At 39.6% G+C, this 13651-nt stretch carries 10 protein-coding genes and 2 tRNA genes; 7 read left to right on the top strand and 5 right to left on the bottom strand.

The features are described from left to right. Positions 1–164: 164 nt before the first annotated feature. The gene (locus KTI78_RS02480) at positions 165–1409 is read left to right on the top strand and encodes an NADH:flavin oxidoreductase/NADH oxidase family protein (protein ID WP_262445084.1); all 1245 of its coding nucleotides are present in this window, start codon (positions 165–167) and stop codon (positions 1407–1409) included. A gap of 41 nt (positions 1410–1450) precedes the next feature. Here KTI78_RS02480 and KTI78_RS02475 read toward each other — a convergent pair whose 3' ends face one another. From KTI78_RS02475 to pyrC, 4 genes are all read right to left on the bottom strand, one after another. Then, positions 1451–3571: a TonB-dependent siderophore receptor gene (locus KTI78_RS02475; RefSeq protein WP_262445083.1), complete on the bottom strand. Its 2121-nt coding sequence runs from the start codon at positions 3569–3571 to the stop codon at positions 1451–1453. A 182-nt stretch (positions 3572–3753) separates the two neighbouring features. Beyond that, positions 3754–3829: transfer RNA gene (locus KTI78_RS02470), tRNA-Glu, on the bottom strand. Positions 3830–3847: 18 nt separating this feature from the next. Then, positions 3848–4510, bottom strand: coding sequence for a ribonuclease T (rnt, locus tag KTI78_RS02465; RefSeq protein WP_016141841.1), 663 nt, complete (start codon positions 4508–4510; stop codon positions 3848–3850). Continuing rightward, positions 4495–5529 (bottom strand): dihydroorotase, encoded by a 1035-nt coding sequence (gene pyrC, locus KTI78_RS02460; RefSeq protein ID WP_016141840.1) that lies wholly within the window; start codon positions 5527–5529, stop codon positions 4495–4497. Before pyrC ends, rnt begins: the two co-directional genes overlap by 16 nt. A 149-nt stretch (positions 5530–5678) precedes the next feature. Between pyrC and KTI78_RS02455 the strand changes: the two genes are divergently transcribed. Further along, entirely contained in the window at positions 5679–6941 is a 1263-nt protein-coding gene (locus KTI78_RS02455) for a GGDEF domain-containing protein (RefSeq protein WP_262445082.1), read from the top strand. 59 nt (positions 6942–7000) lie between these two features. Here the strand turns inward: KTI78_RS02455 and argG are convergent, their stop codons facing one another. Next, the gene (gene argG, locus KTI78_RS02450; RefSeq protein ID WP_016141838.1) at positions 7001–8344 is read right to left on the bottom strand and encodes an argininosuccinate synthase; all 1344 of its coding nucleotides are present in this window, start codon (positions 8342–8344) and stop codon (positions 7001–7003) included. 219 nt (positions 8345–8563) lie between these two features. On the opposite strand from argG, the gene KTI78_RS02445 reads away from it, so the two are divergent. The 5 genes from KTI78_RS02445 (at position 8564) to KTI78_RS02425 (ending at position 13632) form a co-directional block, all read left to right on the top strand. Next, positions 8564–8902: a hypothetical protein gene (locus tag KTI78_RS02445; RefSeq protein ID WP_262445081.1), complete on the top strand. Its 339-nt coding sequence runs from the start codon at positions 8564–8566 to the stop codon at positions 8900–8902. Between the two features lie 127 nt (positions 8903–9029). Continuing rightward, positions 9030–11060, top strand: coding sequence for an NADPH-dependent 2,4-dienoyl-CoA reductase (locus tag KTI78_RS02440; RefSeq protein ID WP_262445080.1), 2031 nt, complete (start codon positions 9030–9032; stop codon positions 11058–11060). An 85-nt stretch (positions 11061–11145) separates the two neighbouring features. Then, positions 11146–11235, top strand: a tRNA-Ser gene (locus tag KTI78_RS02435). A gap of 441 nt (positions 11236–11676) precedes the next feature. Then, positions 11677–12555: a MetQ/NlpA family ABC transporter substrate-binding protein gene (locus tag KTI78_RS02430; protein ID WP_262445079.1), complete on the top strand. Its 879-nt coding sequence runs from the start codon at positions 11677–11679 to the stop codon at positions 12553–12555. 336 nt (positions 12556–12891) lie between these two features. Then, positions 12892–13632: a hypothetical protein gene (locus KTI78_RS02425; protein ID WP_262445254.1), complete on the top strand. Its 741-nt coding sequence runs from the start codon at positions 12892–12894 to the stop codon at positions 13630–13632. The last annotated feature ends 19 nt before the right edge of the window (positions 13633–13651 follow it).

The raw sequence follows: 13651 nt of genomic DNA, 5'->3' as shown, positions 1-13651 counted from the left end.
TTTAAATAAAAAATTAAAATTTGCATTTTGTGCAAAAAGTTGCATATTTTTATATTCTTTAAAATTGACATGTGCTATTGTCAGTTATCGATTATGCCTTGACATGCCCAATAACTCATTTAAATTAGAGTAATTGCTCTAAAAATCAAAAAAAGAGGTTAACCATGAACCAGATTGCTCAACCCATCATGATACGCAATACCACCTTTAAAAACCGAATTATTAAAGGCGCAATGAGTGAAGCACTTGCAAATTATGAAGGCCAACCAAATGACTTACATTTGGGTTTATATGGCGCATGGGCAAAAGGTGAGCTTGGCTGTGCAATTACGGGTAATGTCATGGTAAATGCCGGTGCAAAAAATGAACCGGGTGTTGTAGTTATTGAAACTGAACGTGACTTAGAGCGCTTAAAAGAGTGGGCGGCATTAGGTAAAAAATATGGCATGGTTCAGTTGATTCAATTATCGCATCCAGGTCGCCAGTGTCCAAAAGGTTTAAATAAAGAAACCGTAGCGCCTTCAGCCGTACCTTTTAGCCCAGCTTTAGCAACCATGTTTGGAACGCCACGTGAATTAACTCATGATGAAATTCTAGATATTATTAAACGCTTTGCCACAGCAGCTCAAATCTGTGAGAAAGCAGGTTTTGAAGGAGTGCAATTACATGGTGCACATGGATATTTAATTAGTCAGTTTTTATCGCCATTAACCAATAAGCGCACAGATCAATGGGGCGGTTCAGTTGAGAATCGTACTCGTTTTTTACTCGAGGTTTATAAAGCGGTACGTGAAGCGACTTCGGATAATTTTATCATTTCAGTGAAGCTTAACTCGGCCGACTTCCAACGGGGCGGTATTAGCGAAGAAGATGTAATTTCTGTATTTAAAGCAGTAGATGAAGCTGGTATCGATTTAATTGAAATTTCAGGTGGTACTTATGAGGCACCAGCAATGGCTGGAGCTAAGGCGGATAAACGTAAAGCAAGTACGATTGCACGTGAAGCATACTTTTTAGATTTTGCAGAGAAAATTCGCCAGCATGTTAAGTGTAAACTCATGGTGACAGGCGGTTTCCGTACTGTAGAAGGCATGAACGCTGCACTTGAAAGTGGCGCATGTGACTTTATTGGTATTGCTCGTCCATTTGCCGTGGAAACGGATTTAACAGAACGTTTAATTGCAGGGCAAGATGTTCGCTATGCAGTAAAACCAATTAAAACAGGTTTACCTTTTGTCGATAAAATGGCAATTATGGAAATTATTTGGTATGCCGCTCAATTTAAAACCATTGGCAAGGGTAAAAAACCAAATCCAAAACTTTCACCACTTGTGGTGTTTTTGAACTATGCCAAAGGCAATATTAAGGCGGTGATACAAGGACAAGTAAATTCACGTAAGTCTGCGTAAACCAGATGCGCCATTTCAAAAACTGAAATGGCGCATTTTTTTTAGAATTTATAACTCATACCCAATTGAACCGTACGTGATTCACCCGGATAAGCATATAAATTAAAGGCACTTTCATCATAAACTTTATCAAAAATGTTCTTCACATCTAAGTTAAGACGAAGTTTTGGTGTTGCCTGATAATAAGAAACCAAATCTGTAACTGCATAACCTTTCATGGTGTAAGTACTATTGGCTGTTTGTCCTGCACGTTTCTCAATATATTTTTGATTAATGCCCAGACCTAAGCCTTGTAAAGGGCCATCCTGAAATTCATAGATATTTAAAAGATTAAAACTATTCTTTGGAATGTTGGCCAGTGCTGTTCCTTTTTGCAGAGTGTTGTCTTTAGTCACTTCTGCATCTGTATAGGCATATCCACCAATAATTTTCCAAGCTGGAGTGATTTGCCCTGCAATATTTAGCTCAATACCACGGCTACGAACTTCACCAGCAGCGACTTTTTTATTTTGATTTGGGTATAAAGGATCATCTGTTAAGACATTTTCTTTATTGGCATAGAAAATAGCAGAGTCAACCGACAACATATTGTCGAGTGCTTGCCATTTAAAGCCTAACTCGTAAGCCATGCCTTCTTCTGGGTCAAATCCCTCTCCATTACGGCTAGCCCCTGTATTTGGTTTAAACGATTTTGCAGCATTGCTATAGATTGAAAGATCATCACGGGCTTTAAAAACTAAACCTAAACGTGGAATAAATGCGTCATGACTGGTATTCCAGTTTGCAGTATTTGGTAATAGGTTTTTGTAATCATGTTCGTAGTGCTCAAAACGTAAACCCAGTAGCGCACTTAAACGCTCATTTAAATCGATTTGGTCTTGTGCAAAAACAGCAGTTGTTTTTAGATTTTCGCGGTCATGGGTCGTAATATTTTTAAGCTCGGGTAGAGGTTGGCCTAAAACTGGATCATAAATATTGATTGGATAGTTATTCGACTTAGGATCCGAACGAATAATATATGACTTGTAATCGTAGTTTTCATATTCAAGCCCAGTTACAAGAGTATGAGCTAGACCTAAAAGTTGGAATTTACCTGTTAGATTAATTTGGGCATCGGTATCTTGCCATTTTAATTCGCGATAGTTGTAATTTCGGTCTAAAGTTTCTCCATCGGCCTGTATGCCATTTGCCTCTACCGCATAGCCATATAATTTGCCATGTAGATATTGCACACCCGCATTAAGTTTCCAGTCATTTCCCAAGTCATGCTCAACTCGTAATTGAGTCATGTCATTATCATTGTAGAGTCGGTTGTTGTATTTACCTGTTTCCCACAAATAGGTTTCGGGTGAACTGTTAAATGATTTCTGGCCTGCATAACGTGTTTGGCCACGATCAAGTGGATGCTGATTTCGTAATATATCTGCTTCAAAAGTAACTTTGGTTGCATCAGAAGCTTGCCATTGGATGACTGGTGCAATTCCATATCGTTTGGACTCGACATGATCACGATAACTATCACCGCCTTCTGCAATCACATTGAGGCGATAGCCAATATTTTCTGCATTTGGAATAGTGCCTGTAGTGTCTATAGTAGTGCGATATAAACCTTCACTGTTCAGCTGGGAACCTAAAGTAGTTTGTTGCTCAGACTTCGGTGTTTTAGAGATTAGATTAAACGTACCACCTGGATCACCACGGCCATATAAGCTAGAAGAGGGACCACGTAAAACGTCTACACGTTCAATTGTATTGCTATCGGGGGCGTTTGGATAACCACGGTTAATCGGGAATCCATTACGGTAAAACTCACCGCTAGTGAATCCACGGAGATTAAATCCTGTTAAGCCTTGGCCACCAAAGTTATTAGCACGAGTAACGCCGCCAGCCAAATCAAGCGCTTCGATTAAACGTGTCGCACCAATATCTTCAATTACTTTTTGGGTCACTACGCTGACCGATTGTGGCGTATCTTTTAATGCGACTTCGCTACGTGTTGCACTACTTGAGCTATCGACTTTATAGGCTTGGTCGGCAGCTTGTTGGGCTTTAATCTTAATGGTAGCAAGCGTCGTTGAGGAACTATTGGTTTCTGCGAAAGTACTTGAAATACAGCATAGTTGAGCGATGCTCAGGGAGAGAAGGCGAAGCTTAAGATCCATTTAAAACCTTGTTGATAATAAATATCAGTATAGAAATAAGAATTATTATATTGTAAATCTATGTAAAGGAAATACTGGATCGGAGATATATTTGCACAAGTGTATTTTATGGGGGAATACAGAAAATTAGAAATATAAACAGAACGTTTAAAAATAAAAAAGGAATCTTAAAAGAAAGAATATGGCGTCCCTACGGGGATTCGAACCCCGGTTACCGCCGTGAAAGGGCGATGTCCTAGGCCTCTAGACGATAGGGACGTTGAGGATGGCGGTATCTTAAGAAGCCGCCACCAAACTGTCAAGGAGGTAAGGTGACAGTTTGTTCAAAATATAGCAAAACAGTTCAGCAGTCTTCTGAGTATCGTACAAAGCAGAATGAGCTTCTTTACCGTCAAAATCAATTCCAGCTTGAATACAGGCTTTAGCAAGCACAGTTTGTCCAAACATTACAGCACTTAAAGTAACCGTATCCATTACTGAAAAGCTATGGAATGGGTTTTGATTTTTTGTGCTTGTACGTGCAATTGCTGCTTGTAAAAAGCCAAGATCAAAATGCGCATTGTGACCAACTAGCACTGCATGGGTACAATGTTGCTGTTTACGGACTTCATTCACCGATTTAAAAATACGGCGTAATGCGGTGCGCTCATCTTCAGCCATTGCCATACGCATCGGATTGAATGGATCAATACCAATAAAGTCTAACGAACGGCGGTCGAGATTAGCCCCTTCAAACGGGTTAATATGCGCATGAAATGCTGGACCAGGGACAAATTGTCCCTGAGCATCATACACAATTGGAATGCACGCAATTTCTAGCAATGCATCTGTCTGGGCATTAAAACCTGCCGTTTCAACGTCAACAACAACAGGTAAGAAGCCACGAAAACGTTGGCCAATGACCGGGACAGAGGTTTCTTGTGTCACACTTTTCTCCATTGCAGCGTTTTCCCGGCATGCAGCGGGATAATTTTTTGATCATCTAAATAATCAAAAGATTCTGGAACGAGGTTATCTTCTTTTACCAAAGTAATGGTAGAAGTATTACGTGGTAGACCGTAGAAGTCTGCACCAAAGTGGCTAGCAAAGCCTTCTAGGCGCTCTAATTTACCCACTTGATCAAATGCTTGAGCATAAAGTTCAATTGCATTAGGCGCACTATAACAGCCTGCACAGCCACACGCATTTTCTTTTGCATTTTGCGAGTGAGGTGCGCTATCTGTACCCAAGAAAAATTTAGGGTTACCGCTAGTTGCAACTTCAAGCAAAGTGGTCTGGTGAGTTTGACGCTTTAAAATTGGTAAACAATAGAAATGCGGTTTAACACCACCCACCAACATATCATTACGGTTAAATAATAAATGTTGAGGCGTGATTGTTGCAGCGACATTGCGGTCTTGTTCTAAAACAAAGTGTGCAGCATCGCTGGTTGTGATGTGCTCAAGTACCACTTTAAGTTTTGGAAACTGTTTTAATAACGGTGATAAAACTTCATCTAAGAAGCGTTTTTCACGGTCAAAAATATCAACGTGGTTATGAGTCACTTCACCATGAAGTAATAACGGAACTTGGTGTTCTTCTAATTGCTCAATGACTGCATAAACTTTACGAATGTCACTTACACCGTTATCAGAGTTAGTGGTCGCGCCTGCTGGGTAAAGTTTAATAGCATTTACATGTCCAGATTCTTTAATTTTACGAACTTCGTCTGGTGAGGTGAAATCAGTAAAATAAAGCACCATACGCGGGTCAAAATGAAGACCTTCTGGAACATGAGCAAGAATACGTTCACGGTAAGCCAATGCTTCTTCCACAGTTTTTACAGGTGGAACAAGGTTTGGCATACAAATCGCACGAGCAAATTGTTTGGCCAAATCAGGTACAGTACGTTTTAATGCTAAACCATCACGTAAATGTGCATGCCAATCATCTGGCTGGAGCAGGGTAATAGAGTCCAAGGCAGTTCAAACTTCGAAATAAAACAAATGATAATCGATAAAGTGTGAAAATGGTAACGAGAATTACGGACAAATGGCAAAATAAAGCGCCAGACGCATTAAAAAATAATGTTATATTTTGTTAATGTGTAAGAAGCAGGAATCAAGTAGTGGCGAATAGGGGAAATGTACATGAATTACTCAAAGCAAAAGAAGAAATAGAATATTTAGTAACTCTACATACCCATCGTTATGCCAATACGCCTTTGCCACATCAATTAGAAAAAAAATTCTGGTGCCTAAACCTTGAGCGAACTAAACAAAATATCTCAAAATTTTTAGCAAGTGGCATTTTAACCTACCTTATTTTTATTTTACTGGCTTTACCGACTGACTACTTGGTAATCGGGGTGCCTAATATTACTTGGGACTTTTTTTACTGCTTACTAAGTGCAGTTAATATTGCTTGTGCGCTGCTGCTATTTTGGGTTTTTGCAAAGTTTAAAGGCCTCAGTGAATATTTTTATATCGCTGCCTGTGGCATTGTATTTTTGACCATTATTATCAATGCAATGCTGCTTCTTAGCGTAGAAAATGTCGCCCTTAAAAACCAGTCAATGTTGCTACTTTCTTTTTTATATATGCTAGGTTTTATCCTAAGCGGTATAAAGCCTTTGCATATGCTCTATGTGGGGTTGATCGCAGCGATTTGTGTTTTTTCTCTACTGATTTTATTGCAAGCAAATTGTGATTATATTGCTTTGGGAAGAGCGCTGTTTGGAAGCTGTATTTTAGGTTTTTCAATTAGCACGATGCTCACCTCTAGAGAAAGAAGCCTTTTTTTAAATAATCAGCTTGCTGAGCTGAATGAACAGATTTTACGAATTGAGGCTTCCGAGTTGCTTCATTTAAGTCAGCAGGATGCACTGACCAACATCTCAAATCGACGTACTTTTGATGAGATGTTCGACTTTTTTTACTATCGTGCAAAGCAAGAAAAGCGTCCATTGGCTGTTTTATTTATTGATATCGATTTTTTTAAAAATTATAACGATTTTTATGGGCACCAAATGGGGGATAAGGTCATCTCATCTATTGCCTCTGCAATTAAAAATTCGATACGCCACGTTGATTTTGTGGCCCGTTATGGTGGAGAGGAGTTTGTGGTGCTGTTGCCGAAAACACCTGCTCAAGGTGCCTATGCGGTCGCTGCAAATATTTATAAAGCGATTGAGCGCCAAGCAATTCCTCATGCCGCCTCTTTAGTTTCTAAGCAGGTCACCATTAGTCTAGGTTTTACTGTTTATACAGAAGGTTTTAAAGTAAATCAGGAAAAGTTAATTCACGCTGCGGATCAAGCCTTGTATCGGGCTAAACAGCTTGGTCGTAACCAGATTTATTATCAACCTTTAGAAATAGTAGAACCTGCTTAAACAGACACTTAAAATAAAAAAGCCACCTTTGTCGGTGGCTTTTTTATTAAGTAAGAAAATTATTTCTTCTTGCTATCGAGTTGTGGCACAGCAGAACCTTGACCGATTGAAAGCAAACCAGCATCTGTATAGATACCAAGTTTTGCACGTGTATCGGTAATGTCGAGGTTACGCATAGTCAACTGACCAATACGGTCCATAGGCGAGAACATTGAATCGCCTTTTTCCATTGTTAAACGTTCAGCTTCGTACGTTAAGTTTGGAGATTCAGTGTTCATGATGGTGTAGTCATTACCACGACGAAGTTCAAGAGTCACTTCACCTGTAACAGCTTTAGCAACCCAACGCTGCGCAGTTTCACGTAACATAAGCGCTTGAGAGTCGAACCAGCGACCTTGGTAAAGCAGACGACCTAAACGTAAACCGTTAATACGGTATTGTTCGATCGTGTCTTCATTATGAATACCAGTAACCAAACGCTCGTAAGCAATATGAAGAAGGGCCATACCCGGTGCTTCATAAATACCGCGAGATTTCGCTTCGATAATACGGTTTTCGATTTGGTCAGACATACCTAAACCATGACGGCCACCAATACGGTTTGCTTCAAGAATAAGCTCAACCGGACTGTCAAAAGTTTGACCGTTTAATGCAACAGGTACACCTTCTTCAAAACGTACAGTCACTTCTTCTGGAGTAATTTCAACTTCATCTTTCCAGAAAGCAACGCCCATAATTGGGTCAACAATTTTGATACCAGCGTTTAGGTATTCAAGATCTTTTGCTTCGTGAGTTGCGCCTAACATGTTTGAGTCAGTTGAGTACGCTTTTTCTTTTGACATTTTATAGTCAAAACCATTGTCGATCAGGAACTGTGACATTTCAGCACGGCCACCGAGTTCATCGATGAAGTTTTGATCTAACCAAGGCTTGTAAATTTTAAGATTCGGGTTGGTCAACAAACCATAACGATAGAAACGTTCAATATCGTTACCTTTATAAGTTGAACCGTCACCCCAGATGTTTACGTCATCTTCTTTCATTGCAGTAACTAACATAGTACCTGTTACTGCACGACCGAGAGGAGTCGTATTGAAATATGGAACGCCACCTGTGCTGATATGGAATGCACCACACTGAATCGCAGCAATACCTTCAAGCGCAAGTTGTAAGCGGCAGTCAATTAAGCGAGCTTTTACAGCGCCGTATTGTTCTGCTTTCTTTGGAATTGCATCGTAGTCATCTTCATCTGGCTGGCCTAAGTTCGCAGTATATGCATAAGGCTCAGCGCCTTTTTGTTTCATCCACAATAAAGCTGCTGAAGTGTCTAAGCCTCCGGAGAAGGCAATCCCAACTTTTTTGCCTACTGGTACATGCTGCAAGATCGTTGCATTATCAGTCATTGCTAGTCCTAACTATTTCGAAATAGGCACCCTAATACTTCGGTGACCAAGAGAATTTATTCGCTCAGTACTATATCACTTTTCAAATCGATTTTTTTTCTGTTAGGAAAGGAATTCTTTTTTTTTCATTTAAAAAATAGATTAATATTGGAAAAATATAAAGTTTTACGATTAGTATGTCAATTTAGAAGAAATTCTATAAAAGGAAAAAATATAAATATGTTAATTCATCACAATCAAATTTTATCAACATTGCATCGTATCGCGGGGTTTATTTTAATTTCAGATCTTATCTATGCGATTTACAATATATTTGTGTATATGCCCAAATTCTTTATTGGTGGTCTTTTAGGGCGTATTGTCGCAATCGCTATGCAGTTCCTATGCGCTAGAAGCGTTAAGACGGGGACTACAAGCAGCCGTATCGGTTCAATAGTGATCTCTATTCTAATGCTTAATATGTTTCCTGTAGGAACTGTGATTGCTGTCGTGATGCTATTTTTTTCTTTATTTAAATGGGAAAAAGCTTCAACGTTTCAATTGCCCATAAAAAATTAAATGAAGGGTCACAAGCTCGAATAATTGACAATTTCAACACGTAAAAAAATACGTGTGGTCATCCTAACATTTCAAAAAAGTATTAAAGTACTATGCAACAAGTTGCAAAAAATTATTGGGACGCAGCATGACAAGTTACGCCAATTTATTAAAACCATTACATTTAGGCTTTACCACCATTAAAAACCGTGTGGTGATGGGATCCATGCATACGGGGCTTGAAGACCGTTTTTACAATTACCCAAAACTGGCAGCTTATTTTGAAGAGCGTGCAAAAGGTGGGGTTGGCCTGATTGTGACCGGGGGGATTTCTCCAAACCGTCAAGGTTGGCTACTACCCATGGGTGGAACCATGAATGGTTTAACCGATATTCCGCAGCACCGTCTGGTTACACATGCTGTGCATAAGCATGGTTCAAAAATTTTAATGCAAATTTTGCATGCTGGCCGTTATGGTTATCAACCTTTTGCAGTGTCTTCTAGTCCGATCAAATCGCCAATTTCCCCATTTAAACCGCGTCAGCTTTCTGAAAAAAATATTTTAAGTACGATCGATGACTATGCACATTGTGCTGACATTGCCAAAAAAGCAGGCTATGACGGCGTTGAAATTATGGGCTCGGAAGGTTATCTCATTAACCAGTTTTTAAGCAGCCATGTGAACCATCGTACTGACCGTTGGGGCGGTGATATTGAAAACCGTATGCGCTTTCCGGTCGAAGTCGTCAAGGCTATTCGTGCCAAAGTTGGTGAAAAATTTATTATCTGTTTCCGCTTGTCGTTGCTCGATTTAGTTCATGACGGCAACACTATGCAAGAAGTGGTGACTGTTGCAAAAGCTTTAGAAAAAGCGGGTGTCACTTTATTAAATACCGGCATTGGTTGGCATGAAGCTCGCGTTCCGACCATTGTCACGTCTGTGCCTCGTGCAGCTTTTGTCGATTACACGGCTCATGTAAAACAGCATATTTCTATACCGATTATTGCGTCAAACCGAATTAACATGCCTGAAACTGCTGAAGAAATTTTGGCAACTGGCAAAGCAGATATGGTTCAAATGGCACGTCCTTTATTGGCCGATGCATTTTGGGTAAATAAAACTGCGACTAACCGTGTTGATGAAATTAATACTTGTATTGCCTGTAACCAAGCCTGTTTAGACCATGCTTTTAAAAATAAGCGTGTGTCATGTTTAGTGAACCCGCGTGCAGGTCATGAAACTGAACTGGTCTATTTAAAAACCAAACAGCCTAAGCGAATTGCAGTTGTAGGTGGCGGTGTAGCGGGAATGTCGGCAGCAACCGTTGCGGCAAGCCGTGGTCATGCGGTTACTTTATTTGAAGCAACGGCGGAAGTAGGTGGTCAATTTAACTTTGCCAAGGTCGTACCGGGCAAAGAAGAATTCCACGAAACAATTCGCTACTTTAAAGTCCAACTCGAAAAAACTGGGGTGGATGTACGTTTAAATACTCGCGTGAACCGTGAGCAGCTTGAACGCGAAGGGTTTGATGAAGTGATTGTTGCAACGGGTGTAATTCCTCGTGCATTAAAAATTGAAGGAAGTAATGCACCACAAGTCCTTTCCTATGCTCAAGTTCTAAAAGGAGCAGAAGTTGGACAAAAAGTTGCAGTGATTGGTGCGGGTGGCATTGGTTTTGATGTGTCTGAGTTTTTACTTAAACCGCCACATCAACCACAACCTCAACCTTTAGCCGAATGGCAACGTGAATGGGGTGTGGACCCAGATCCAAACTATGTTTCTGAAGGGGGGATGCAGCCGTCAGTCGTTGAACCAGCAATCCGTGAAATTTATTTATTGCAACGTAAAACAACACCACTCGGTATTGGACTTGGCAAAACTTCGGGTTGGGTCCATCGTGCACAGCTTAAAAAGCATGGTGTCCGTATGTTACGTGGTGTGCAATATAAAGCAGTCACCGACGAAGGGCTTTGGATTGAGCATAATGGTCAAGACCAGCTTTTACGTGTAGACACGGTAGTGGTGTGTGCAGGGCAAGAGTCGGTAAAAGACTTGATGCCAAAAGAAGGGGAGTCGACGATCGCGAACTACCATATTATTGGTGGTGCAAAGCTCGCAGCAGAGTTAGATGCGAAGCGTGCGATCAAAGAAGGAGCAGAATTGGCTGCCCAACTGTAAAATTGATGAAACAATATGCACTTGAACACAAAGCGGTGATTTTTTTCTTGAATAAAATGAATAAGCTTTGTATTCTTACGCACATGGAAGCGTGGCAGAGCGGTTTAATGCACCGGTCTTGAAAACCGACGAGGGTGTGAGTCCTCCGTGAGTTCGAATCTCACCGCTTCCGCCAAATTCAAAAAGCCCCTGTGAAAACAGGGGCTTTTTTTATGCCTAAAATAAAAATTACAACGCTATATAGTTTAAATATTGCTAATAAATGCCGAAAATTTCATATAAATCAATCGAGTGTATATTTTAATCAAAATTACTATCTTTATATAATATGTTTTATGTTTTCAATATCTTAGCAATAAGAAGTCTATATATCAGAATCAAACAAGTTATTTGTAGAATATTCATTTATTGATATATGATGAGGCCATATTTAGAAACTGATTCAAAACATAATTCTATCGTTCAGCGAGTAAGTTCAAGGAAGGAATAATGCTGAATTCAGTCTTCTAAACCCTATATCTGGATATTATTTCCACCCAAAAATTGCATTTGACCCAATGGTTGGTAATGTCTCACTCTTTCGTAGAGTAGGCATTTCCTAGTTTAGGATATATCTATGAAAAAATTATTTAGTGTCCTGTTCAGCGCATCTGTACTAACACTGTCTGCATGTAACAAACAACCTGCACAAACTGAAAATACAGCTTCAGCTAAAGACAAAACTGAATCAGTACGCACAATTAAATTGGTTTCAACAGGTTCAGATACTGATGTATGGAAATACGTTGCAACGCTTCCTGAAACTGCTCACGCGGGCATTAAACTTGAAGTGACTAACTTGACTGACTACGTTGTGCTTAATACATCTGTAGCAAGTGGCGAACAAGACGTAAATGCGTTCCAGTCATTCAACTATTTGGCAGCTTATAATTCTTCAAATACTGCTAAAGTTGCGGCTGTTGCGACAACTTACTTAGAGCCAATGGGTATTTATGCAAATAAAGTTAAATCTGTTGAAGAATTCCCACAAGGCGCGACCATCGCGATTCCAAACGATACTGCCAACGAAGCGCGTGCTTTAACATTATTACAGTCTGCTAAGCTGATTAAACTTAAACCGAACTTTGACCCTGTAAAAGGAACTACGAACGACATCGCTGAAAACCCTAAGAATTTGAAATTAAAACCAATTCAAATGACTACGGCAGTTCGTGTTAAAAACGATGTAGATGCGATTGTACTTGGTAATACATTGGCGCTTGAAGGTGGCTTAAATGTAATGAAAGATGCAATCTTCCGTGAGCCTATTGATCAGTCTACTAAGCTTTATGTGAACCTATTGGGTGTTGCTGAAGCAAATAAAAATGACCCAATCTATACGAAACTTGGTGAGCTTTACCACTTACCTAAAGTTCAAAAGTTTGTGAGCGAAAAATTCGGTGGCACAAAAGTTGAAGTGAACAAACCTGTTTCTGAGTTTACAGATATTAAATAAGTAATTTTTTAATTTAAAAATTATTTTTAAAGGCTAAGTCACGGTAATGGGGGCTTAGCTTTTTTATTTAGATTAGTGTTATAGGGCTCGTTTAATTTTTATACTTCATATCAGGCCAATCATATTAAATTCAGAAAAGATGTATATTTTTAAAAAATCATAAGTAAAAATGGAAGCAACTATTCTTGTTTTGTATGTAAGTACTAAATAGCAATGCCTATTTTTTAATATACATATATATAATTTTCTTAGCGGTCCACCTTAGAAAAATATGAAGTTAAAGATTTAAAAATTATGATACCAGTACAGCCATTCTCTTTTTTCGCAATTTTTCTATTGTTTATTGCTCCATTAATTGGTGTTGTTCTAACACTAGGCTTGTTGGTGAAAGTAATACTCTTTTGGCGAAATAAGGCTCAAAATCCTGTAAGGTTTTTTTCTCGAAAGATATTATTCATTACGCTGTTGGCATTGATATGTGACTTATGGGCAGGTTATTTATTTTATATAACTGCATCGGTAAAGTATGAGATTGCACTTAAGCAGCATTATAAGGAAAGTCGAAGCCATTTTGTTTTATCTCAAGATGCGCAATACGGAGAACTGTTGATTCCTAAAGGAAGCTTAATCAGTCGTTATGATGCTTTTGACAACGGTGAGCCACAAGTACCCTTTAGTTTACGGGGATTACAGGCTGTACGTTTCCCTCATCCTGTAAAAGTCGCAGGAATGTGGGTAACCGCGATGGAGCCTCCTCGAATGGAATTGGCGTGGGATCAGCAAATAGGTCCAGTTATGCGCTTTGACCCTAATGAGGAAAATGGTTACGGTAAATGGGTTTACGACACAAAACATCCTACTATCGCTTGTTCTCGTGGGGACGTCGTGTTATTTGAAATTCCAGTCATTCATTATGATATTGCAAAAGAATTTGGTAAACCTGAACCCGATGGAGCTAATGCGCGTTTTCGCCCGAGTGAGTGGGGTGTGCAAGAATGTGAAAAAGGTCAGGGGCCAATTAAAGTTAGCCCAGCATATACTGGAGCTAAGCCAAAAAAACCTTGGTTTCAACTCTAATGATTTCCCTTTTTAAACC

The organism is Acinetobacter sp. WU_MDCI_Abxe161, from assembly GCF_025514355.1.
In the GTDB taxonomy this organism is placed as follows: domain Bacteria; phylum Pseudomonadota; class Gammaproteobacteria; order Pseudomonadales; family Moraxellaceae; genus Acinetobacter; species Acinetobacter pittii_E.
The sequence above is the reverse complement of the archived record's forward strand: the minus strand, read 5'-3'. Positions and strand labels throughout refer to the sequence as shown.